The sequence below is a fragment of the Cryptobacterium curtum DSM 15641 genome, from assembly GCF_000023845.1.
GTDB classification, from domain to species: domain Bacteria; phylum Actinomycetota; class Coriobacteriia; order Coriobacteriales; family Eggerthellaceae; genus Cryptobacterium; species Cryptobacterium curtum.
The window spans coordinates 56,789-79,621 of sequence record NC_013170.1 but is presented as its reverse complement, the minus strand read 5'-3'; the positions used below and the strand labels follow the sequence as shown (position 1 = coordinate 79,621).

General features: G+C 49.8%; 21 protein-coding genes. 8 read left to right on the top strand and 13 right to left on the bottom strand.

Annotated features, from left to right (window positions below; all coding sequences use genetic code 11):
- Positions 1-76: 76 nt before the first annotated feature.
- The 6 genes from CCUR_RS00305 to CCUR_RS00280 form a co-directional block, all read right to left on the bottom strand.
- A complete protein-coding gene (locus CCUR_RS00305; protein ID WP_012802486.1) occupies positions 77-265 on the bottom strand; it encodes a 4Fe-4S binding protein in 189 nt (62 codons plus the stop codon).
- A gap of 153 nt (positions 266-418) precedes the next feature.
- Complete coding sequence (hypE, locus tag CCUR_RS00300; protein WP_012802484.1) at positions 419-1,441, bottom strand: hydrogenase expression/formation protein HypE; 1,023 nt, start codon at positions 1,439-1,441, stop codon at positions 419-421.
- A gap of 187 nt (positions 1,442-1,628) precedes the next feature.
- On the bottom strand, positions 1,629-2,051 hold the full coding sequence (gene nikR / locus CCUR_RS00295; RefSeq protein WP_012802483.1) for a nickel-responsive transcriptional regulator NikR: 423 nt from the start codon (positions 2,049-2,051) through the stop codon (positions 1,629-1,631).
- A gap of 162 nt (positions 2,052-2,213) precedes the next feature.
- Positions 2,214-2,618, bottom strand: coding sequence for a hypothetical protein (locus CCUR_RS07615; RefSeq protein ID WP_012802482.1), 405 nt, complete (start codon positions 2,616-2,618; stop codon positions 2,214-2,216).
- 26 nt (positions 2,619-2,644) lie between these two features.
- A complete protein-coding gene (locus CCUR_RS00285; RefSeq protein ID WP_012802481.1) occupies positions 2,645-3,676 on the bottom strand; it encodes a metallophosphoesterase in 1,032 nt (343 codons plus the stop codon).
- A gap of 165 nt (positions 3,677-3,841) precedes the next feature.
- Complete coding sequence (locus CCUR_RS00280; protein ID WP_012802480.1) at positions 3,842-5,275, bottom strand: radical SAM protein; 1,434 nt, start codon at positions 5,273-5,275, stop codon at positions 3,842-3,844.
- A gap of 224 nt (positions 5,276-5,499) precedes the next feature.
- Between CCUR_RS00280 and CCUR_RS00275 the strand changes: the two genes are divergently transcribed.
- The 4 genes from CCUR_RS00275 (at position 5,500) to CCUR_RS00260 (ending at position 8,277) form a co-directional block, all read left to right on the top strand.
- Positions 5,500-6,156: a TetR/AcrR family transcriptional regulator gene (locus CCUR_RS00275; protein ID WP_012802479.1), complete on the top strand. Its 657-nt coding sequence runs from the start codon at positions 5,500-5,502 to the stop codon at positions 6,154-6,156.
- Positions 6,157-6,560: 404 nt separating this feature from the next.
- Positions 6,561-7,706: a YedE family putative selenium transporter gene (gene yedE / locus CCUR_RS00270; protein ID WP_012802478.1), complete on the top strand. Its 1,146-nt coding sequence runs from the start codon at positions 6,561-6,563 to the stop codon at positions 7,704-7,706.
- Positions 7,707-7,795: 89 nt separating this feature from the next.
- Entirely contained in the window at positions 7,796-8,002 is a 207-nt protein-coding gene (locus CCUR_RS00265) for a sulfurtransferase TusA family protein (protein ID WP_012802477.1), read from the top strand.
- Positions 8,003-8,022: 20 nt separating this feature from the next.
- Entirely contained in the window at positions 8,023-8,277 is a 255-nt protein-coding gene (locus CCUR_RS00260) for a putative Se/S carrier protein (protein ID WP_012802476.1), read from the top strand.
- A 126-nt stretch (positions 8,278-8,403) separates the two neighbouring features.
- Here the strand turns inward: CCUR_RS00260 and CCUR_RS07095 are convergent, their stop codons facing one another.
- The 5 genes from CCUR_RS07095 to CCUR_RS00235 all read right to left on the bottom strand — a co-directional run bounded on the left by CCUR_RS07095 (position 8,404) and on the right by CCUR_RS00235 (position 14,298).
- Positions 8,404-9,456: a dimethyl sulfoxide reductase anchor subunit family protein gene (locus CCUR_RS07095; protein ID WP_012802475.1), complete on the bottom strand. Its 1,053-nt coding sequence runs from the start codon at positions 9,454-9,456 to the stop codon at positions 8,404-8,406.
- A 24-nt stretch (positions 9,457-9,480) separates the two neighbouring features.
- Complete coding sequence (dmsD, locus tag CCUR_RS00250; RefSeq protein WP_012802474.1) at positions 9,481-10,119, bottom strand: Tat proofreading chaperone DmsD; 639 nt, start codon at positions 10,117-10,119, stop codon at positions 9,481-9,483.
- Between the two features lie 245 nt (positions 10,120-10,364).
- Positions 10,365-11,228: a dimethyl sulfoxide reductase anchor subunit family protein gene (locus CCUR_RS07090; protein ID WP_012802473.1), complete on the bottom strand. Its 864-nt coding sequence runs from the start codon at positions 11,226-11,228 to the stop codon at positions 10,365-10,367.
- Position 11,229: 1 nt separating this feature from the next.
- Complete coding sequence (locus tag CCUR_RS00240; RefSeq protein WP_012802472.1) at positions 11,230-11,850, bottom strand: DMSO/selenate family reductase complex B subunit; 621 nt, start codon at positions 11,848-11,850, stop codon at positions 11,230-11,232.
- Between the two features lie 15 nt (positions 11,851-11,865).
- Positions 11,866-14,298 carry a DMSO/selenate family reductase complex A subunit gene (locus CCUR_RS00235; protein WP_174249817.1) on the bottom strand — a complete coding sequence of 811 codons (2,433 nt, stop codon included), beginning with the start codon at positions 14,296-14,298 and terminating at the stop codon, positions 11,866-11,868.
- A 481-nt stretch (positions 14,299-14,779) separates the two neighbouring features.
- Between CCUR_RS00235 and CCUR_RS00230 the strand changes: the two genes are divergently transcribed.
- The 3 genes from CCUR_RS00230 (at position 14,780) to CCUR_RS00220 (ending at position 20,236) form a co-directional block, all read left to right on the top strand.
- Positions 14,780-16,297: a helix-turn-helix transcriptional regulator gene (locus CCUR_RS00230; protein ID WP_245526098.1), complete on the top strand. Its 1,518-nt coding sequence runs from the start codon at positions 14,780-14,782 to the stop codon at positions 16,295-16,297.
- A gap of 645 nt (positions 16,298-16,942) precedes the next feature.
- Positions 16,943-18,496, top strand: a complete 1,554-nt coding sequence (locus CCUR_RS00225; RefSeq protein WP_012802468.1) for a DUF438 domain-containing protein — start codon at positions 16,943-16,945, stop codon at positions 18,494-18,496.
- Positions 18,497-18,904: 408 nt separating this feature from the next.
- Complete coding sequence (locus CCUR_RS00220) at positions 18,905-20,236, top strand: coproporphyrinogen III oxidase family protein (RefSeq protein ID WP_012802466.1); 1,332 nt, start codon at positions 18,905-18,907, stop codon at positions 20,234-20,236.
- A gap of 133 nt (positions 20,237-20,369) precedes the next feature.
- Here CCUR_RS00220 and CCUR_RS00215 read toward each other — a convergent pair whose 3' ends face one another.
- Together CCUR_RS00215 and CCUR_RS00210 are read right to left on the bottom strand one after the other, a co-directional pair.
- Complete coding sequence (locus CCUR_RS00215) at positions 20,370-21,275, bottom strand: DUF6273 domain-containing protein (protein ID WP_012802465.1); 906 nt, start codon at positions 21,273-21,275, stop codon at positions 20,370-20,372.
- A gap of 116 nt (positions 21,276-21,391) precedes the next feature.
- Entirely contained in the window at positions 21,392-21,739 is a 348-nt protein-coding gene (locus CCUR_RS00210) for a cupin domain-containing protein (RefSeq protein ID WP_012802464.1), read from the bottom strand.
- A 347-nt stretch (positions 21,740-22,086) separates the two neighbouring features.
- On the opposite strand from CCUR_RS00210, the gene CCUR_RS00205 reads away from it, so the two are divergent.
- Positions 22,087-22,689, top strand: a complete 603-nt coding sequence (locus CCUR_RS00205) for a uracil-DNA glycosylase family protein (protein ID WP_012802463.1) — start codon at positions 22,087-22,089, stop codon at positions 22,687-22,689.
- Positions 22,690-22,833 lie beyond the last annotated feature (144 nt).

Sequence of the window (22,833 nt, the reverse complement as noted above, 5' to 3'; positions counted from 1 at the left end):
ACGCACACCACTTCAATACACGCACACTGCTTCAATGATTCTAGAGAATCGTATCGCCTGAGCGTTGTAGCGCGTATTAGTCCTCAACAATTTCGGTGATAGCAGCCATCGGGCATTCCTCAAGGCAATCACCACAGGCAATGCAAGCGTCTTCGTTTTCTGTTGCGGCAATACCGCCGATAACCTCTAAAACTTCCTGTGGGCAAGCATCAACACAGATGCCGCAGCCGATGCATTCCTCTTCACTAATAATAGGATGCGCCATGGGACTTCTCCTTCCCTATTTTTTGGTATATGGCTTCTTGTATGAACCAGCCCTCGTCAAAAGCTGGTTTCTGCCTCTGCGCAAGATACCATGTGCTCAGTTTGATGCAACAGGCATTTAGTAAAAAATCGTTTTTAGGAGGATTGGGAGGAACTAGCAGATACGAGGAAGCTGTTCTCCCACCAGCATATCCAGAATACGTTCAGACCCAAACGCTGTACGCACGGTTACGCGGCTACCCCGCGCCGCATTGGAAAGACGAACCTCACCAATAATGGCCGCATCAATGCCATATTTATTCGCGCGCATGGCCTCACAAGCAGCATCGGCTTCGTCGGGCGGTACTACACAAACCATTTTGCCTTCGTTGGCAACTTGTAGCACATCGTAGCCGAGCATATCACAGGCTCCTCGTACCATGTCTTTTACCGGCACGGCGTCTTCGTCGATTACCATATCAACACCCGACTGTTCAGCCAGTTCATTCGCTGTTGAAGCCAGACCTCCACGTGTTGGGTCGCGGAAACACCGAGTATTCGGCGCTGCTTTGAGCACATCTTCAATCAAGTGATTAAGGGGAGCGGCATCGCTGCGCAAATCAGCCTTAAACGACAGCTGTTCGCGGCAGCTCATAATGGTGATGCCATGATCGCCCAGCGTTCCCGACACCAAAATCTTGTCGCCCGGCTGGCATTTATCGCCGCCGAGCGCGCGGCCTTGGGGAATAAAACCAATGCCTGAAGTATTGATATATACACCGTCGCCATGACCGCGATTGACCACCTTTGTGTCACCCGTAACAATACGCACGCCTGCTTCGCGTGCCGTTTGGGCCATCGAAGCACAGATGCGCTTCAAGTCGGCAACAGGGAACCCTTCTTCTAAGATAAAAGCGCTGCTCAAATACACTGGGCGGGCGCCCGCTGTGGCAACATCGTTAACGGTTCCGCAGACTGCCAGATGGCCAATATCGCCACCCGGGAAGAAACACGGCGTTACCACAAAACTGTCGGTGGAATACGCAAGGCGTTCGCCCGAAGCAGGCAGTGGCAGGTTGGCTGCATCGTTGCCCTGGGCAAGCTCATCGCTCCCATACGCTTCCATAAATACCTGGTCGATAATACGTCGCATCATCGATCCGCCGCTGCCATGGCCAAGCAGTACTGTTTCGTCCATTCCTGTTTTCTTCCTTCCTTGGCCGCTGTGCGCGATTGTTTTGCCTTTGCGCTATCGTGTGCGATTTCTTCTTTGACCGCCGCGCATGCTTTTGGTTGTCGCGCGCTATCATGTGCGTGCCTTTCTTACCGCCTCATGTGTCCGTGCACGCACTTCCGTTCAATGCTTTCATTCAACGGTACCGCAGCTAAATGAATTTTCCCGTTGTCGTTAAAACCAACCGCCCAGTTTTTACTCCTTTTGTGCCCAAAATCATATCGGATATACCCTGCACAAGCCCTGTTTCGCCACGCATGATAATAACTTCCAAGCAACTGTGCTCGTCAAGGTGCACGTGCGTCGAAGAAATAATGTTCTCAACGTAATGATGTTGGATGTCGTCAAGCCGGTCACGCAAGTCGTTGGCGTGATGGTTGAATACAATCGTGAGGGTGCCCATGACTTCGCACCCCGGTGTGGCACATTCGGCTTCAACAAGTGCTTCGCGCACCAAATCGCGAATAACCTCGCTGCGATTTTTTGAAAGACCTCGTCGAGCAACAAGTTGGTCGAATTCTATAAGGAGATCCTCGGGCATAGCCACCGAGAAACGCATTAGATCATGAGGCATCCGTATCGTCTCCTGTCAGGTGCAAACGCAATTCGGACGGCAATCTGTGCACACGTCACGCGTTTTGCTGTTTCGCCCATCCGCGCTGCGCACTCTTGTTGTTAGCACACACTGCACGGAAACGCCGTCTTACCGATTCGCCTGCTCGGCTTGCGTAAGACGTTATACCAAGTTAACGGTCACACCTGCGAGCGTTTCCGCATCTTCGTCAAGCGCATCCTTTGCATCGGTCATAAGAGCACGTGCTTCATCAAGCAGCTCTTGTACCTGATGCATAACTTCGTCCGTCTTTTGATAGCCGTTATCGCCAGCTAGATGTGCCAACTTGTGTGCCCAGCGACGATTGACTGCAATCTGATCGTCGATTTGCTCGAGCATCATCTTATACTGACCGGTATTCACGCCATTTTGGCACATAGAACCTTCTTCCGTCGTCTGACCGCTGTTCTCTTGCGACCCACTTGCGCAATCACTTGCGAATATCAGTCTTAACTCTATACCAAAGTGCGCACGATGCAAGCGGTCAGCGAACAGAGTGGCCGAAAAGCCCGTGATGGAATGCTGCAAACATATTCCCAGCGGAGGTTCCTTAATTACTTGCTTGATGCGTTCGTCGTGGGAAGTGCGTAGAACAAATCGTCACTCCAGCTACCGGTAATAAAATCGCGCACTTGAATGCGAATACACCGCTCGTACACGCTTACCATCAGACCATTTGATTCTACCGCTTCACTCGCATCGGTGTCTGACGAACCCTTCGGGTACGCATAAGCAACCGACCCCGTGCCAACATACAACCGTCCTTCTGCAGAACGTGCGACATCAGGGTACGCATGCGTGTGCCCGCTGAAGAGCACCGTGTTCTTGTGTGCGTCAATCACCTGAGCAAGCGCACTGTCATTTTCTATAGAGTTGTTATAACCCCATTGAGTAATGCGCGTGTCTTTCACAGTGTTTTGCAGTGGCTCGTGACAAAACACATACGACACCACGCCACGATCTTCGTCTTTCTGCAGCAAGTCATCTAACCAGAGTAACTGATCGGTACTCAGCTTGAAATTCACCCAATCATTCGTAGGATTTAAGTCGGGCCCCACAACAATTAAGTGCAAACTAGATACTTCGGTGTCGTAATACACTGAAGAGGTTCCCGCATACTGCATAAATGTTGCCCGACGCTGCTCGTACAGTTCGTTGCCATAGTCGTCGGTCGACTGTTCGTGGTTACCCATAACCATCTTGAGCGACGAGCGCTTGATACCAGCGTTAGCGGCCAGCGACATAAAGAGATCGTATTCTTCTGTAGTGCCATCGTTGACTAAGTCACCGTTAACAACGATGTATTCAGGCTGATCAGCTATGGAAGCCAGGTCAGCAAAAGCCTGTTTAAGGTTATTTACATAGGTGGCATTATCGGCTGTCACATGCGTGTCGCTGATAACGGCAAACCGGCTTTTGAGAGAGCCGCGCTGCGATGGATCGTTAAACACTTCATCGGCGTAAGCAGGTGCTGGGCCCCATCCAAATGCCAGTGGGTCAATGTTTGCTAAAACGGGAATAGTTGCCACACCAGCTGCTGCGGCTAAACCCTTCAAGAAGCCTCTTCTGCTGATGTTGCGTGCCATATAATCCCCTTCGCATATAACGGTCTAGCCGTCTTTGAGTACGAAGGGGATTCTAGAAATACTCCCTGAAAACATTCTGAAAGAGACCCGAAGAACATGTGGCATTTCATTTGCTCAAAAAATGAAAACTCGAAGACACAACAAGGCACCCAATTAAGTGATCTTTTAAGCACTCTTGCCCGCGCGCTGCTGCGCTAAGCGATTGAACTTACTAATGTCGCTTTCTGACATGCCTTTATACGGATCTTGGCGCCGCTCAAATTCCGGATCACTTTCGTTGTTCCACATGTCATCAGCAGCCGGCGCCCACTTTTCAGCAAATGAATGGCACTTCGCGCACAGTTCATCAGCCGTTTCCTGCGCCTGCAAATCGGTCGAATGAGCTCCCGCTCGCTCGACCATCGCTGGCAGACAATCCGGATTCTCGAGCATGGGACAAGGGCGCAACAAATTATTATTAAAGGGCTGACCCTCGTAATATTCCATGAAGAGCGGCGAGCGCAACGCTTCGAGCAGCGACACATCGTGAATGTTGACATTTGAATAGTGAATAAAAACGCACGGTTCTACGTCACCTGCCGCATTAATATGCAGATATCGACGACCACCCGCAATACAACCTCCGACATATTCCCCGTCATTCTGAAAATCAAGAGTAAACAGCGGTTTTGTCTTACGCATAGCGCGAATGAAGTCGTACATACGGCGTCGCTGTGTCACCGTAGGCATAAGCGAGATATCAGAATCAACACCCACCGGCATGTAGGTAAACACCCAGCAGAAAAGAGCGCCCTGATCGATCAGCCAATCAAAATACTCTTCACTGCCAACACTCTCTGTGTTTTGACTGGTTAAACAGGCGGAAATACCAAAAGGCAATCCATGTTCTTTCAGCAGCGCCATCGCATCTACAATGCGCTGGTACACTCCTTCACCCCGACGCGCGTCAGTTGTTTCTTCGAACCCCTCAGCACTAATGGCAGGAACAAAGTTCTTCACCCGAAGTAGATCTTGGCAAAAGTCCTCATCGATAAGCGTGGCGTTCGTAAAACAGAGGAATGTACAGTCTTGGTGTTCTTCGCACAACCGCATAAGGTCGCGCTTGCGCACGAGCGGTTCACCACCCGTGTAGATATAGATATGAACTCCAAGATCAACGCCCTGATTGATAATCGAGTCGATGTCTTCGTAGCTGAGATTGAGCTTATGCCCATAGTCGGCTGCCCAGCACCCGATACAGTGCAGGTTGCAGGCACTTGTTGGATCAAGCAGAATCGCCCATGGAATGTTGCACTGATACTTTTCGCGCATTTCTTCCTGCCGACCCCAGGCCATAAGGTTGCCATCAACCAGAAAGTTCTTAATAAAGGTGTCGCGCATCGCCGGATTCAAATCGGCAATCTTCATAATAAGCTGGTACCAGTCGCTCTTCTGTTCAATGGCGTCGCGGAATGCAAGCCGCTGTGAGGGGAATAGATTGGCGGGGGCAACCTTATCAATCATGTCCATGATCTTCGTTGCACGTGCCTCGGGATCCTCCAGAAGATAGTCGACCGTTTTCATGAGCCCGGCACGTTTGATCTGATCGATTGCCTTCATAGTTTATCCCTCCTTTATTCAACAATTGTTGAATATTTCTCGTTGGGGAAATTGTAAAATTATGCTCAGGTAAAGACAATTGCCAAAGCACTACCCTCTTGGGGAGTAATACTCACCTGAATGAGTTCAGGGGAAGATTGCAGGCTTAATTTGATTCTTTATTGCAGTAAACAATCTATTTGATGCTATTGATATACAGCTGATAAAGAAAATTAGGAGCACTTATGCAAAACGAAAGAAGAAAGCAAGACCGACGCGTTGTGCGTACCCGTGCTGCAATACGCACTGCTTTTCTTTCGTTGGCTCGCACGCAACAGCCCGATAAGATATCGGTAACCGCACTCGCCCGCGCTGCTGATATCGATCGCAAAACGTTTTACCTGCACTATGATTCAATCGATAGCCTCATCGATGAATTGCTCTACGAAGAATCACAACGCATTGCCGATATCCTGCGCGAAGGATCAATTGATGGCGATGGACATATTGATGTCAACAAAATGTATGCCCTGTTGAGCACCGAGCTTGCATCGGGTCTCGACGAACGAGCACTTATCTTAGGGCACATGGATATGTTTCAAGTACTGCGGCGAATCGAGCCCATTATGGTGTCTGTGATCATCGAGAATGATTCGCTTCATCTGGGACATTCCCTTGGCAAACATCTTGAGTACTTCGTTTCATTCTTCTGCGCAGGCTTGCTGTCTGTTTACCGCCACTGGATGGAAACCGATTCAGAGATCCCCATGGATGAACTGGCCGATATGGTCAGTGTCCTGGTGCTTTCAGGTCTTGAGGGAGCACTTACAAAAGAGAAAACTGCTCGGAAAGATCTCCGTAGTCAGGCCGAAATCAAACAAGAGTCTGCGTCAACTCGGTAGACTCAGCAGGACTCGGTCAGCAGTAACTCAAGTAGCTCAGCAGAAGTTCAGTATTACCTCGCATTAATGCGTCTGGCACTAGCTGTCTAGTGCGCTTGGCACTACCGTCACAGGAGCCAGCGCTGCCGCATCCCGCTTTGGACTTGCGGATACGTAGGCTTTTGGCTGATGACATGCTAGAATGCAACACATCGGCGCTGGCAACCGCCTTCTTCTGCACAGGTTGCTTTCTGCAATGCGTCACATAACCGCTTGCACGACATGACCTCGGGTCATACAGCAAGCGTCAAGCGGTCTTATATCTCTTGCCCAGCGGCCTTCCGTAGATTCTGCACGGAAGAGTTAAACCGTCGGGTGTCATTTCCTCATGGTTCTGTGCCTGAGCATTCCGAAAGAAGGTTTTTGTGGAATCCCTTAATTCCAAGAAGGGTCTTGCCCTTGTCGGCGTTGTTGTTGGCCTGCTCATAGCAGTACTGGCAGCAACCGGCAATCCTGGTAATATGGCCATCTGTGCCGCCTGCTTTATCCGCGACATGGCGGGTTCCCTAAAGCTGCATACCGCAGCCCCCGTGCAGTATTTCCGTCCCGAAATCGTTGGTTTTGTCGCGGGTGCATTTTTGATTGCCCTTGCAACCAGAGAGTATCGTTCAACAGCCGGATCGTCACCGATGGTGCGCTTTATCCTGGGCTTCATCATGATGATCGGTGCACTCATCTTTTTGGGATGCCCCCTGCGCATGGTTATCCGCATGAGCGCGGGCGATCTCAATGCTTGGGTCGGTCTCGTAGGACTTGTTGCTGGTGTAGCTACTGGTGCGGTGTTCCTCAAGCGCGGATTTTCGCTTGGACGCGAACATGACACCAATAAAGCCGCCGGCACCGTACTACCCATCGCTTTGGTAGTGCTGCTGATTATCAGCCTAACGTTAACGGTAATGGCGGTTAGTGAATCTGGCCCCGGGTCGAAGCATGCACCCTGGATTATTTCGCTGGCCGTGGCGCTCGTTATTGGCGCCCTCGCACAGAAGACACGCATCTGCTTTATCGGCGGCGTGCGTAATGTCATCCTGATGAGGGACTTTTCGCTGCTTATTCCCATCGTTGGTCTCTTTGCTGTTATGGCCATCTACAACGTGGCTACCGGCGGTTTCAAGTTGAGCTTCGACGGCCAGCCCATTGCACATGCTCAGCATCTGTGGAATATCCTCGGACTCTATGCTGTCGGATTCGCCGGCACGCTCGCCGGTGGTTGCCCTCTGCGCCAGATGATTTTGGCTGGCCAGGGCTCGTGCGATGGCGCAATGACTTTCTTGGGAATGCTTATTGGTGCCGCATTTGCACATAACTTTGGCCTGGCTGGTGCTGCTGCAGCTGCCGCTACGGCCGATACTCCCGCAGTTGCAGGAGGCCCTTCCTTGGCAGGTCAAGTTGTACTTGTTGCTGGTATTGCAGTGCTGTTTGTTATCGCATTCACCAACCAGAAAAAGAAGAAGGCTGCGGCGGCGAAAGCCACTCCGGCTGTTTCCGCACCTGTCGCCAGCGAGGCATAAGTTATTGGGAAATACTGGGGTGTCGCATTCGGAAAATTATCCGAATGCGAACACTCTAGAAGCACAGCGAAATATAGAAAGGACACCTAATGAAACAACTTGATGCGCGCGGGCTTTCGTGCCCTGAACCCGTGCTTTTAACACTTGAAGCGCTCAAGGAAACACCGCAAGAACCCCTTCAAGTGCTCGTCAGCAGCTCGACGTCGCGTGTCAACGTGTGCGATGCGGTAAAGCGAAAGGGTCATCAGACCTCCGTTGAACGCGACGGAGACGATTACGTGATTACTATCTCGTAAGTATCGCGCAAGGATTAAACATGTCATCAGCCGGATCGGCCTTACATAAAGAGCACCTGATCGTGCCTTTTGATTCCACTACCGATGCCCTTGCCTTGCAGGCATGCGCACAACGGTATGGCCTGGTCGGCCGGCTGATACCCATTCCCCGTACCCTTTCGGCAGGCTGCGGAATGGCATGGAAAGAACCTGTCGCGCATCGTTCTTTACTGGAAGCGACCCTTGCCGCCGAAAACCTTGAGCACAGTGCTATCGTGCAGATGCGTCTGCGCTAATACGCCTCTCAACTAACGCTGTGCATGCTTGACGTGCTTCAATGAGCCTGTTCATTATGTGCGCGCACCTCACGAGTCATTCTATCTACACACGCTTCAGTCACAGTCCAATGAGCCTTAACCAGCTTACACAGCGACACCAACCGTCATATGCATCATATAAAACATGAACCGCATAATGAAAATCCCGATCAGCATAGAGACGCTTGCTCCTATAAGCCAGTAGCGCGCTGACAATTCTCTCCCGACTGATTCTTGCCCTGCGACCTTTTGTTCTGCTGGTTCTTGTGCTGTTATCTTTTGCCTTGCCGACTCTTGTATTGCTCGCTTTTGTTCCGCGTTTTGTTCTATTGATTTTTGTTTCACAGATTTATGTCCTGCTGGATACGCCTTGGATACATCCCATCCAAGGCGTCGCGCAACAACAAAGGGACTTACTGATCCGGCAAGACATAAGACACCCGACAGTACAAGCGCCGGCCAAAACATGGGCACCAGTTCACTTGCGGTAAATAGCTCGTTTGCAATGCCTGGCAGCGCAAGACCAATAGCTGTCTGCATGCTCAGCCAGGCAACCGTTGCACCAAACGAAACCACTGCAAGTCCTTTTGCGAACGGTACCTTACTAGGAAATGGGTCGGTGGCCTGCAAGCAGCAAAGAGCTAGCAGAGGACCGCCCATAGCTGAACTGCAAGCAATGGTTGCCGGCATAAGCGGCATTGACCACGTGACAATCGTCTCAACATGATATGCGCACGAAATAGCCGCAATAAAGCAGATGCCGGACGCAATAATACATACCATCGCGATCCGCTCAACCAGGTAGTATTTCTGTATCGAAAAACTTGCAAGCCAGAAAACAGCCGCCATACCTAAGAACGCCCCCGCTGCAAACACTTCGTTCGACAGCGGACTTGATCCAACACGCATAAGTACATAAAGCGCATTAGACGGGTTCCCTAAGTGCGTGGCAGAAGCAATAAGTCCAATCATGCACAGCACGAGTGGCGCCCACAGCAAGTGGTGAATTTGCTCGTGAATTACTGTATCAATGCCACTCCTGAACAGCAGAATCAGTAACGCAAGATAGGCAAAAGCGGCAGAAGGTGCCAACGTGGTAAAGAATACCAACGTGGACTCACTGAGCGCATTCGCCCATGCGATCTGCACGCCGCTCATTGATTTTCCTCCCTACTGCTTCAATCACCGAAAGAACCGTGGCTCAACCACCTGTACGCTAAGTGCTTGTCCAATTCCTTCAATGCTTTCCTGTGTGAGTACGGAAAGACCATGATAGAAATCGCTTCTTGTTCTGTCATCAAGTACGGACAGAAAATGCGGAATCCAAGTAAGAAAGTGGTCCTGCAAATATTCTTCCAGCAAGCTAGGACGCTGCTGGGCGATCCATGCTAAAAGTGCCAACATGCGACCAACATGATCATCTGGCATATGGTCATCAACCGTCGCTCGAATGGTGTTTTTGCTCATCCAATCGTGCAGGTCAAGCGCTGTTTCACCAAATAATATTCTGTCGTGATCGGTATACACCGATCCCCACGGAGGAACTGCCTTTGTCTCTGGCCCCACAAAAAGCCGCTGAAATTCATGAGACAGTTCCTCCCTGCCCGCATTGATGCCTACCTGCATCAGATGCAGCCCGTGTTCAATTGCAAGCGTATTCCCAAACGGCCAATCAGCAGCCGCCGTGTGAACATCAACTTGACGCAGAGCTTCGTACAGGTCTGCTGTTTCCTTTGCGAGTGGATCATACAAGAAAAGCGGTGAAAGCGTGTTCCCAATAAAAGCAATCTGCTCAAGTACGCTCTGTTCGAGCACACTCATAAGAAACTCCTTACAAGCTCATTCATGGTAGTTACACCCCACGACCCCCCAGAACAGTGGACATAAGGGCGGGCTCCTGTCAGCTCAGTCGAAGTCAGAATACTCTTAGTCCCTAAATCTGAGGATATAAAGGCTAGATCTGATCTCGCCATTTCCAGAATCGCTATCTCAGCATCGCTCTATCTAAAACCGTCACTTCTAAATAGCCATTTCCAGTAGGCCTCGCGATGGATACTCGCGCAGAGCTACATCAAAGTAACGCCTATTGAAAGGTACAACGCATAGAACGTAAGACGCAAAAGAAAGATGCCCACTAGTGCTTCGAGAGTCGACCGTAAACCTCGTGCTGGTGTGAAACCCTTGGCAATGCCCCAGAGCAACTCGACAGCGGAAAGAGCAATCAACACCAAACCGACCAGCACATAAGGCAGTACCTCAGACACAAGGGCGCTCCCCTGCGAAACAGCATTGCCTAGGCCATTGATGATTGCGATATGGGTGATCGGAGCAGCTAAAGCAAGCACCAATCCACACACAACCAGTATCACAAGAGGCATTTTGAGTACGGTGCGTGTTTCTTCATCAAGCACACCAGCGTACTGCGCAACACACACCATAAGAGCTGTCCCACCTACAAGAGCGTAGCCAAGCATTTCAGCTGGTACAAGTGCTGTATTCCACGACACAATAGTGGGAACGATATAAGCCAGACCAACAAAGATAACAAAGACAGTGGCTAGAACGGCTACTATTAAAGCAAATGGCTTGCGGGCATTACCCAGCTTGCCGATAAGAGCTAGTACGAGATACAGAAAAGCAGCCGCCATAAACACGATACCGCAGCATATTTCGTTGGTAAGGGGTGAAGATCCCATACCGGAAAACACATACACGGCGTGTAGCGGCGCTGTTAAATGCAAAAATGAAGCAACAAACCCAACACCAGCCACCATAAACGGCACAAGCATCGCTCGGTCGAGCGCTTTCATCTGCGTGCTTGACATATTTCTTCGCCAAAGCACACATGCCAGCACTATAAAGGAACCAGCTCCAATAGAAGCCAACGTGGTAAATATCGCCAGAGGTAGCTCAGCAAAAGCGGTTTCCATACTAGAGCACCTCCATAACATTGGCGACAGACCCTTCGGCAGAACCGGGAGCTTTCGCATTTTCGTTCACTTTGATGTATAGATGCGGATGGGTGTAATGACTTTCTGGCAATGGCGCGATATTCGCTTGCTCACCTAAAGCAGCCATTTCACTAACTGAGCCAAATTTCAAAGCACGAAGCGGGCAGGCATCTACGCAAATAGGATTGAGCCCCGCTTCCACACGACTGGCACAGCCATCACACTTCACCGAATGGCCGAGCGCACGGTCGACTTTCGGCGCATTATAGGGGCAAGCCATATGGCAGTATCCGCAGCCAATGCATTTATCGGTGTTCACCGACACAAGCCCTGTTTCAGGGTTTTTATGCATCGCACCAGTGGGACACACGCCCGTACAGGCGGGATTATCACAGTGGTTGCAAGAAACCGATACATGATAGACGAATGCGTTCGTTTGGCAGGTGCCATCAGCATTGATCGTCCATGAACCGCCCTCGTAATCGAAGACGTGACGATAAGCGGTATTTTTATCAAGATTCTGATAATCTTTGCAGGCAAGCTCACAGGTTTTGCAGCCGGTGCAGCGCGCACTGTCAAAATAAAATGCATACTGAGTCATATATATATCCCTCCTCTACGCTTTAGTCACTTGAACAATGATGGAATGAGCATTTCCATTGCCCTTTGCAAGCGGGGTCGGCCGATAGGTCGTGAGCGTATTAATACAGCCACCCTTATCAACCCGATCGCCCTGCATATCAGCCTTATGCCAAGCGCCTTGAGGAATACCTACTGTACCGGGAATAATACGATTAGTTACGCGCGCTTCAATGCGGATTTCACCGGCTGGACTCTTCACAGCACAGATATCGCCCATCGCAATACCACGCGGTTCAGCATCAACCGGATTGATCCACATCTGCTGACGAGCCGCCTGTTCCAATTCCTCTATAAAACCGAATGATGAGTGGGTACGTGACTTGTGATGAAAGCCCGAGCAATACAGCGGGTATTCATCGGTGGCCGCACCATACCCCTGAAAACCGGAATCGAATTCAGGAATAGCAAATATCTTGTCTCCTTCTTCTAGTTCCCAGGTTTCATTGAGTTTTGCAAGTGATTCAGAATAGATCTCGATCTTGCCACTGGGTGTTCCCAGTGGATGAGCAATAGGATCATCACGAAAGTCTTTCAATCCAATGGCTTGATCAGGCTTTGTCTTATAAACACCTTGTTTCAGAATCTGTTCCCATGTAGGCATCTCGGGATGCTTTTCCCGACCTTGTTCATACAGAAAACGAATCCAGTCTTCTTGCGTGCGGCCTTCGGTAAATTCGTCACGCAAACCAAACGTTTCAGCAATGTCAGCGCACACATCGTAATGTATTCGGCACTCGCCGGGAGCCTCCTGGGCAGGGCCACCTACCGTGACACCGGTGTAGTATTCCGAATAACCCTGTGTCTGCATATTGAGCTGTTCGGAGCGCATTGCATCGGGCAGCAGAAGATCGGCATACTTAGCAGAGTCGGTCATCACCGTGTCCCACACCAGGATGAACTCGCATTTATTCTCATCTATGAGCACTTCATGCGTGTAATTGATATCGCCATGCTGATTGGTTAAACAGTTGCCTGCATAGTTCCACAAGCATTTAATGTCGACACCAAGCGCATCAGCTCCTGTGATACCTGCGTTAGTGGCAGTCATTTTATGCCCATGGTCAATCGCATTAATGAATTGATAAACCGGCAGGGTTGTTGTTACGGGGTTTTTAAACGGCAGCGCCGACACTAAGTACACCGGCGGTTCCGCTTCCCGCTGGCCGGTATTGGTGCCCGGTAGTCCAATTTTTCCCAACGCAATTGGCACCATACTAATGGCACGCGACGTTTGTTCGCCATTGGTGTGGCGCTGTGGCCCCCAACCTTGCACCACAAAAGGAGCTTCGGCCTTTTCCAGATCGCGGGCTAGTTCGCGAATCTTCTCTGCGGGAATTTGCGTAATCTCCGCAGCCCATTCGGGAGTCTTAGCAATGTGGTCATACCCCTCGCCCATAATGTAGGCCTTATACGACAGATTTTGCCCTTGAGCCGATTCGGGCAGCGTGTCTTCATCCCACCCAACGCAGTAACGGACAAGAAATTCTTCATCGGTTTTGCCGTCGACAATGAATTCATGAACGAGTGCACAGCACAACGCGGTGTCGGTACCGGTACGAATAGGAAGCCATTCATCTGCATGAGCTGATGAAGTTTCATTGAGACGATAGTCGATATTAACAACCTTACCCCCACGTGCGTATACCGCTTCACGCACTTTGGCAAAATCCCACGTCGCGTTCGCTCCACCCATACGCGTTTCCGCTGGGCTATTGCCAAACATAACAATCAGATCGGAGTGCGCTTCAGCTTCAGTAAAAGACGAGGCGTTAATGTTGTCGTAGGGTGAATAGATAGAACCCTTCGTCTTATCGGAGCCAAACATATATGGCATGACTACCTGCATCATATGGGTAGAATAATCAGCACCCTGATTGACGAATCCCCCTAAGAGCGACAGTAACCGCTTACTCGGATTCCTACCCGTAGTACTGTACATACCTGTTGCATAGTTGATAAATACAGAATTGGGTCCATAGTTGGCGTAGATACGCTCCATATTGTCATGAATAATCTGGATGGCTTCGTCCCAGGATATGCGCTCGAACTTTCCTTCACCCCGCTTGCCAACTCGCTTCATGGGATATAGCAGGCGATCAGGATGGTTCAACCATTTGCGCATACTGCGCCCACGCAAACAGGCGCGTGCCTGAAGATCGGAATTACCCGTATTGTCCGTTTCCATGTAGAGGACTTTGCCGTCCCGCACATGCCATTGGAAAATACAATTGCCACCGCAATTAACGTTGCATTGACTCCAAGCGATGGTCTCTTCATTTGCTTCTTGCGCAGCCTCGGCAACAAACCCGCCACCTGCCAGGGCTGCCCCTTCACCGGCTGCTGCAAGCGCGGCAAGGGCACCAGATGCTTTAATAAATCCCCGGCGGCTCATGCTCGTCTGTGGCATAAGCACTCCTCCTCTTCCTTCGTCTGAAATTGTCAATCCTCCAACAACAACCCTAACGCGCCAGGGTGCGATCTTGTCACATGATTAGGGTGAATTTAGTAAAATCCCTGTTCGCAAGCCTTCATGTTAATAAATCGATGCGGTATCGTAATCACAACACATTAAGCATGGCGACACTATGAACACTACGGTAATAATGCACCTGAATCAGACTATAATTGCCTCGCTCAAGCCGACAAGTGCTTCGCTTGGTTATGCGCTCTTTCTTGCTGTTAATGCCACGGGCATTTGGGGCGGTGTATTTCCCTTTCTTCCAATAAGCATCCAGACAAGCGAGATTATGTTCTGGTTCTACCTCGCTCAGTCAACTATGCTGCTTGTCACCTTTTCTGTCGCTGCTCGAGGCGCTTATTTTGCACCTCGTGCTAAAACGGGAACACAGGTCATCGGTGCCTCACTTATCTATTTTGCCGGTTGGGCGTTGCTTATCGGCGTTATGTATTTGCACGACTGGGCATTCCCACTCGTAGTGGCGAGTGGTGTTTTCCTTGGTACTGGATCGGCCCTTTTCTACTTACTGTGGCAGCGGCTGTTCGCGAGCCAGCAACAAGAAATGGGGCAGCGTGACCTCATCGTCGGATTTATGTGTTCCGCCGTATTCTACTTTGGACTGTATCTTATTCCCCGTGCCGTAACCGTCTATTTAGTACCACTGGTATTTTTGCCGCTTATTTCGCTTGCGCTGATTTTGGGGAATCGCACCATCGACTTTTCACAGCCAATGTTTTCCGATATTCCGCGCGAAAATCTGCGTGTCTATCGCCGTGCTGTCAAAAACATGTGGCGCAGCGCGCTCTGTATGGGCGCCATTGCCTTTTGCACCGGTATCGTCAGATCACTTGCTATTAACCAACCAGAAGTTGGTCTCTACGTTAATCTGCTTTCTATAGCAGCGCTTTTTGCCGCAGCAGGAGCGGTTTTCTTCCTGTGGCAGGCTAAGGGACTTCGGCTGAACATTATCAAGCTCTACCAAATTGTTTTTCCGGTATTGATCAGCACATTTTTAATTCTTATGTTTGCGCCAGGTTTTTATGCCCACTGGCTTGCATCGGGCTTGTTTGCCTTGTACAGCGTCGGACTCATGCTGACTATGCTGCAATGCACGCAAATGTCGCGCGATCGCGGCGTCACTCCTTTCTTTGTATTTGGATTGTTCGGTGGCATTATTTACGCGCTGCACGACTTAGGTTTTATTATTGGAAGCTTCTCGGACAGCTTTACCGCTCTCGGATTTAACGCACAAGAAACTGCTGCTATTGTCGCCATCTATCTGCTTGCCCTTATGTTCTTCATCGGTTCGGTAAGTTTTAAGAATGCGCGCAGCCAATTTTTCTACGGCGACACTATCGAACTCATATCGGCATCTTTGCCAGTTGAACAAATGTCAGGTCAACTAAATAATTCTGGTGCCCCCTACTCTTCCTATCAAAAAGGAAAGAAAGGTTTTGGGCCTTCTGCATCCAAGCCTTCTGTTCCCAGGCCTTCTGTATTCGAACCCTCTATGGAAATCAATTCTGAGCAAACCAAGGATGGTTCTCTCCGTCACACTGCTTTGGATACGACTTTCGATACTCGTTCTGACGCTGCTTCATCAGGAAGATCATTAGAAGAGCGCCTTGGAAAACCAAGCGAATCGTTAGACAAATCGCTCGGAGGGCCATTCAGAAACCCATTCAGAAACCCATTGAGAGATTCATTGGAAGAAGGCGACTGGAAGGATCTGCTGTCCAAACGTGTTTCCGCCCTTCAGCAAGTCTATCGGTTGAGCGACCGAGAAGCTGAAGTTACTGACCTTATTGTGCATGGTTACACGGTTCCTCGTATTGCTGAAACGTTGTTCGTTTCTGAGAACACAGTGCGCACTCACACCAAGCGTATTTACACAAAACTCGATATTCACAAAAAACAGGAGCTCATCGAACTGGTCGAGCAGTTTTAACCTGCAGCATGCCTTTATGTATGTCTTCATGCAAGTGTCGGGCTCTTCCTGCTATTGCTCCCGGATTCTTCATATAAACCCGAATGGCTCTCTAGTTTTCTGTGTAGACTTCGCCTTACCTAGGTATCGAACTCTTCCTGTAAGTCCCAGACGATTTCTTCATGTTCTTGGCACGAAGCATATTAGAATCTCGGATTCTTCATGCGGATCCTGAACAACTCCTTCAAATATTCTGGACGCTCTTACCTCTTGTGCTCGCACAGGGTGCATGAAGGCTATATTCTTGAACTATAAGAAACTATTCTTCTCTTTATTTAATTAATTGGCTTTATAAGGAAAAATTCAGCTAAATTTTTTCCTAACAGGTCCATTGACACCTCTATAAGAAAATAAATTTTCTTATAGAGACACAAAAAGAGAATCAGCAATCTCGACATATTTATCGATGCGACCCCAGAAAAAGTCCGCAACAAGCGTTTTGTCTTTAAGAAACACCTCAATATCCTCGCAGTTGGAACTGACTAGCGCTAATGTTGTATTAGCAACGTACTTCCCCGTCATACTGTGGGATCGTCGGCTAAGCACCTAAAACTGAGTACTTGAAATATTGAGTACCTAAGACAAACCCATACAGAAAGGGTTTCTATGAAAAAAATGAGCTTAGATATGACCGTACATGACCTGTGCGAAGAATTCCCTGAAGCCATCAACATTATGGCCAATCTCGGGTTTCCCGAGATTGTCGAAAAAGACCGCCGCGATACCGTCGGCCGTATGATGACACCCGCAAAAGGTGCCATGGTTAAAGACGTACCTATTGAAACGATGGTTGCCGCTTTTCAAGAAGCCGGGTTTGTTGTGGAAGGCTTCGAGAACGGGACAGAAAACTCAAACGATTTGAGCAGCTCAAACAACTCGAGCGACTCGGAAACCGGCACGGAAAATGCCGCTGACATTGACGCCCATCGTGTTGACGTCATCAAAAATCTCCTCAATAAACTGCAAACAGGTGCTTCTGTCGACGAGGTAAAGGCTGATTTTGCCCGCGAGTTCGACGGCGTTGCCGCCACTGAAGTGTCAAAAGCCGAGCAAGCCCTTATGGCTGAAGGTGTACCCGTGAACGATGTGCAGCGCCTCTGCGATGTGCATGCAGCTGCCTTGGGCGAGCACGTTGAAGCAGCTGAAGGAACGCCTGAAGTTGTTGATATTCCTGGTCATCCGGTTCATTCGCTTCTCGCCGAAAACGCTGCTTTAACCGCTTATCTCAACAATACGTTAAAACCTGCCATCGAATCTGTTCGATCTGGTGCAGCTGATGCCGCTTCGCTTGTTGAGGGCCTGCGCACTATCCGTCAAGTCAGCGTTCATTACCGCCGCAAGGAAAACCTCATGTTCCCCCTGCTGGAAAAGCATGACATTACTGGCCCCTCAAAGGTTATGTGGGGCAAAGACGACGAAGTTCGTGATGCGATCGATCAAGCAACCGAGCTCGCTTCCACCGACAACGCCGACAAAGCTGCTGTTGCTACAGCTGCCGATGCGGCAGTCGAAGGCGTTGAAGGCATGATCTATAAAGAAGAAAACATCCTTATTCCCATGATGGCCGAACAGTTCGACACCATGGAATGGATGGCTGTCGCCGAAGACGAACCGGACATTGGCTTTGTGTTCATCGACACACCGCAGAAGTGGGTGCCTTCGATGAACGATTTACTTGCCGCTACCGCAAAGCATGAAGCCCAGCGCGCTGCCGGCGAAGTAGAAGAAAAACCTGAAGTATCAGCTGACTATATCAAGTTACCGACCGGCAGTTTTAACGCTCAGGAACTTGCTGCGATGCTCAACACACTGCCACTTGAGATTACCTTTGTCGACAAAGATGATATCGTGCGCTACTTCAGCCATGGCGATAACCGTACATTCGCACGTCCGATAGCATCACTTGGCAACAATGTGATGACCTGTCATCCCCCCAAAAACCAAGAGATGGTAAAAAACATCTTCGATTCGTTTAAAGATGGCTCTGAAGACCATTACGATTTTTGGATGCACATGGGGCCGAAGTTCGTGTATGTGCGCTATTTCGCGGTGCGTAACCGAGCAGGCGAATACTTGGGCGCCCTTGAGGTAACACAGGACATTGCTCCTATTCAGGCCTTGGAAGGCGAAAATCGCCGCGGAGAAAATCAACCAGACTAGCTGGTGATAATCAATCTATAAGTTAGCTATCTATGGCACCCCTTCAACGTGGAGTAAGAATCAAGCGCCACTGAAGGGGTGCTACATAATAGCTACCTGACAGTTGCACTGAATGTGGATAATACGCTTGAACGTGCCTGCACCATTCTTTCGGATAAACGCATTAAAAAGCTCCCGTGCTTGATCAAGGCAAACTTATCGGTATCGTTACCCGGTCGGGTCTTATGCATCGTATACTCGATGCAGCAGCCATTAAAAACAAGTGCTTGTGCTACACTGATCGAACGTTAGACCCAGGGAATATTCCTCGGGCCTGCGCAGATGAGACATAATGAGATATTGAGATACCTTAAGATGACGAAATAACGCTTAAACTTTCAATACCTCTTAATACCGGAAGAGGGCAGCATGCTCGCTGAGCGCCTGTTGACGAGAATTGTAAAGGGCATGGCAAATTGCCAGCTCGCCCTTAAACCCACCGATGAAAGTATGATGCCTCCTGCAGAGACGGGTCGCACGTATATGCTGTACATGCACGTGCCATTTTGCGAGGTGCTGTGTCCCTACTGCAGCTTCAATCGCTATCCCTTCCGCCCCGAAATCGCTGGGCCTTACTTCGCTAGCATGCGCAAAGAAATGCTCATGCTCAAAGGCCTTGGGTACGACTTTGAGAGCATTTATGTGGGCGGTGGCACTCCCACGGTTATGATTGACGAGCTGTGCGAAACACTTGATGTAGCGCGCGATAACTTTCATATCAAAGAAGTTGCTTGCGAAACGAACCCCAACCACTTAACGCGCCCCTATCTTGAAAAACTGCAACATCGTGTCCAGCGTTTATCGGTGGGCGTGCAAAGCTTTGACGATACGTTGCTCAAGCAGATGGATCGCTACCGCAAGTATGGCAGTGGTCAGGAAATTCTCGAACGTATCGAAGAAGCCCACGGCTATATCGATTCGCTCAACGTGGACATGATTTTCAACTTCCCCTCGCAAACCGAAGAAGGGCTTTTCGCCGACCTAGAGAAAATCGCACTCTGCGGAGCGCGTCAGGTAACGTTTTCGCCGCTGTACGCTTCAAATGGCACGGTCGCAAAGATGGCTAGTAAATTCGGCCAGCTCGACTATGACCGCGAAGAGCGCTTCTATCACATTATTGACGGCGTGCTGGCAGGTGGCGAACAGCCCTTGTTCGATCGTACGACACTCTGGACCTTCACGCGCACCGATAAAAATGGTGCTATTAACGACCCTGATCATATTGATGAATATCAAACGTGCTATGAGGACTATCCTGCCATAGGAAGTGGGTCGATCACCCATCTTAATGGGGCACTCTACGTTAACACCTTTAGCATTTCAGACTACAACGCTGCTATAGAAGCTGGCCACATGTCCATTATGGGAAAAACTGAACTGAGCCGACGGGACTTGATGCGGTATCGCTTCCTGTTGGATCTGTATAAGCTCCGTCTTGATAAACGCCGCTTCAAAGCTGATTTTGGCTGCAGTGTTGAAGCAGGTCTTCCAATGGAAATGGCATTTATGCGCCTGATGGGAGCATTCGCAACGGACACAAGTGATGAACTCACTCTGACTCCTACCGGCCGCTATCTTGTGGTGGTTATATACCGCCAATTCTTAAGTGGCATGAACAACCTTCGCGAACAAGCGCGCGAGGCTCTTTCGGGCGACGAAAAAATCCTGCTGTTTGGCGACGAAGAATTCAGCGGCGCGTAGTCATTCCTGAATCTGCCCTTCTGCAATCTTAAGACCTCAAGTAGCTCTCAAGAGCCGTATCTCTTGCTGTGGGCCTATAATCACAACGACTCGTAAACTCACTTGAAAGCCACGCGCGCAAAATGAGCTCGGACTACAAGCAAAAACAGGCTATAGCACCGGCACTATAGCCACCTAAATACCCAATCGCGTTGGCAGTGCCATCACGGTACACGCCAGCGAAATACACGTTGTCGCTAGGGCGAGGTGTTCGCGTCCACCATTCGCATGGCTTCCCTTTGTAGGTGGCTTTTAAGATTCCTTCACTGGAAAGGCTGCTCGATGCGGTAATGCCACCGTCAGAAAACCGCTGATATTGGTGCCCCTCGGCATTGACAATATCGTTACACCAGGCCTGATCTCCTTCGAACCAGTCTGCAGCGCCATACAACTCAATCAAGGAAGGAACCCACAAACGATCGCTCGTTACTGTTACTGCCGAAGAATCTCCTGCAGCCCCCGTGTTATTTGTTAGCTTGTCAACCGCAATAATGCTGGTAGCCACCTCGTCAGGAAGCAACGCCAGCCCCTCGTTTGCTAACCAGGCACGCAGTGCGCTTTGTTCCCAACCGCCAGTGTTCACATGGTCGGTATTGATGCCGCGCTGATCAAGCGCTTCAGTTATTGCAAACGTCAGCCCGACACTGCCACCTGCTGTGGCAGTGTCGGCATACACCCCAATAATCTGCGTCGGCGCTATACGTCCATCAGAAAGGCTGATGTTCTTGCTGCCGCTTGGATCCAATCGCCCCGCATCATCAATAAGCCCGTATAAACGAGCAGCTTCAAGCGCCTCTTGCCTGCTGCCGCACGCCGCAATCGCCTGAGCAGCTGCCGCGATATCCGCCCACGACAGCTGTGCGAGAGTACCTGATTCATCAGGAATGTTGGCTGCTTGCGATGTGTGCGAACAACCAATCTGCCCCACTGCGGCAGAAGCAACAAGAAGGCCTGTAGCGACAAACGCACGGCGAGACATCACCGCTGCAGGGTGATTCATCGTCGATTGATTGGAACAGATTCTTTTGTTGCAAACCGTCGAATCAGTATTTTTTACCTTATCTACCAGCACAATTATGTAAACAGGCACTCAAGCAATACCAGAGCCTACCAGTCTTAGAGCGCCACATAGTCTGACGGGACGGGCGCCACAACACTCACGAATATGAAATCTTCTGTGCCATGGTTGGTAGCACCATGGCATTTTCCTGCTGGGTTAACAATAACTTGCCCTGCCGTTACTTCTATATCTTCGCCAATCTCAGGATGGAACAGCGCCTTGCCCTGAGTGCACACCCACACATCGTCTGACGCACTATGAAGGTGACAGACAACTTCCTGCCCCGGCTTTACCACCCAAACAGAACTGCTTGTGGAATCAGTGTTATGAAATACCGTCTTTACTGCTTGTTCCTCGCTCGCCTTGCCGACTTCGCTTACGGTGTAGACCCTCATCTCCGCCATAGTGCACCTCCAAACGTCGAACCGCAGATGGCAGTATTATACGCCCACCGTACAGAAATTGCTGCTACGAACACGGCAATCCCTGATGTCTACCATTTGCCAAGTTTCGGCCATTCGTAAACAAATACGTATAACTGCCGAAACACAGCCACTTCATGTATGGTTTTTCACCTATTATCAATGGTGGGTGGAACGTATTAACAAGAGTCACAAGCATTTAAGAGGGTGTCACCCCGATAAAAAGAGCAGGACAAGACACCAAGGTGCAGCCGTACCAAAACCAAGGTTCTAAGACGACCGTTTAGACTGTTTAAGAAGTAGAGGCAACATATTAAAGGAAGTGCCCTATGAGCGATTCAACATCCCAATCAAAATTCGACGAGATCTTTGAAGCCATTCGCCGTGATGAGCAGAATGCTTCATACACCGCACAAGGCATCGATCCTCTTTATAGCGCACATGCCGAGGCGCGCATTGTTATCGTCGGTCAAGCACCAGGGCGCATTGCGCAAGACACTCATATGGTATGGAACGATCGCAGCGGCGATCGCCTCCGTGACTGGCTGGGCATTGACCGCGAGACGTTCTACACCTCAGATAAGCTTGCCATTATGCCTATGGACTTCTACTTCCCCGGTACCGGAAAATCGGGCGATCTTCCCCCTCGCAAGGGCTTTGCAGACAAATGGCATCCGGCCTTACTGGCGCTTATGCCACACGTCGAGCTTACTGTATTAGTGGGTAACTATGCAACCCATGCATACCTGCACTTAAAGTCGTCAGCAAAGCTTACCGATATCGTGCATAACTACCAGCGATATTTGCCCGAACGGCTTCCGCTCGTACACCCTTCACCGCGCAATCAGATATGGATGAAAAAGAACCCTTGGTTTGGAGCAGAAGTACTTCCTGAATTGCAAAAGCGCGTGGCGCACATCATGAATGAATAGACGTAAGAATTACCATCGCCAGCCATCATAAAACCTTTGACAATTCCTGAGAGGGAATTAAATCATTTAACCCTGAGCCGGGATTGTGACCACTTTGATAGGTCTATTCGTCACATATGCCAATTTATGCCATTTAGAAACTAT

What these genes read in the sequence shown, in the direction of transcription:
- CCUR_RS00305 (WP_012802486.1), bottom strand. Translation starts at nt 265, where the DNA reads ATGGCGCATCCTATTATTAGTGAAGAGGAATGCATCGGCTGCGGCATC.
- hypE (WP_012802484.1), bottom strand. Translation starts at nt 1,441, where the DNA reads ATGGACGAAACAGTACTGCTTGGCCATGGCAGCGGCGGATCGATGATG.
- nikR (WP_012802483.1), bottom strand. Translation starts at nt 2,051, where the DNA reads ATGCCTCATGATCTAATGCGTTTCTCGGTGGCTATGCCCGAGGATCTC.
- CCUR_RS00285 (WP_012802481.1), bottom strand. Translation starts at nt 3,676, where the DNA reads ATGGCACGCAACATCAGCAGAAGAGGCTTCTTGAAGGGTTTAGCCGCA.
- CCUR_RS00280 (WP_012802480.1), bottom strand. Translation starts at nt 5,275, where the DNA reads ATGAAGGCAATCGATCAGATCAAACGTGCCGGGCTCATGAAAACGGTC.
- CCUR_RS00275 (WP_012802479.1), top strand. Translation starts at nt 5,500, where the DNA reads ATGCAAAACGAAAGAAGAAAGCAAGACCGACGCGTTGTGCGTACCCGT.
- CCUR_RS00265 (WP_012802477.1), top strand. Translation starts at nt 7,796, where the DNA reads ATGAAACAACTTGATGCGCGCGGGCTTTCGTGCCCTGAACCCGTGCTT.
- CCUR_RS00260 (WP_012802476.1), top strand. Translation starts at nt 8,023, where the DNA reads ATGTCATCAGCCGGATCGGCCTTACATAAAGAGCACCTGATCGTGCCT.
- CCUR_RS07095 (WP_012802475.1), bottom strand. Translation starts at nt 9,456, where the DNA reads ATGAGCGGCGTGCAGATCGCATGGGCGAATGCGCTCAGTGAGTCCACG.
- dmsD (WP_012802474.1), bottom strand. Translation starts at nt 10,119, where the DNA reads ATGAGTGTGCTCGAACAGAGCGTACTTGAGCAGATTGCTTTTATTGGG.
- CCUR_RS07090 (WP_012802473.1), bottom strand. Translation starts at nt 11,228, where the DNA reads ATGGAAACCGCTTTTGCTGAGCTACCTCTGGCGATATTTACCACGTTG.
- CCUR_RS00240 (WP_012802472.1), bottom strand. Translation starts at nt 11,850, where the DNA reads ATGACTCAGTATGCATTTTATTTTGACAGTGCGCGCTGCACCGGCTGC.
- CCUR_RS00235 (WP_174249817.1), bottom strand. Translation starts at nt 14,298, where the DNA reads ATGCCACAGACGAGCATGAGCCGCCGGGGATTTATTAAAGCATCTGGT.
- CCUR_RS00225 (WP_012802468.1), top strand. Translation starts at nt 16,943, where the DNA reads ATGAAAAAAATGAGCTTAGATATGACCGTACATGACCTGTGCGAAGAA.
- CCUR_RS00220 (WP_012802466.1), top strand. Translation starts at nt 18,905, where the DNA reads ATGCTCGCTGAGCGCCTGTTGACGAGAATTGTAAAGGGCATGGCAAAT.
- CCUR_RS00215 (WP_012802465.1), bottom strand. Translation starts at nt 21,275, where the DNA reads ATGAATCACCCTGCAGCGGTGATGTCTCGCCGTGCGTTTGTCGCTACA.
- CCUR_RS00210 (WP_012802464.1), bottom strand. Translation starts at nt 21,739, where the DNA reads ATGGCGGAGATGAGGGTCTACACCGTAAGCGAAGTCGGCAAGGCGAGC.
- CCUR_RS00205 (WP_012802463.1), top strand. Translation starts at nt 22,087, where the DNA reads ATGAGCGATTCAACATCCCAATCAAAATTCGACGAGATCTTTGAAGCC.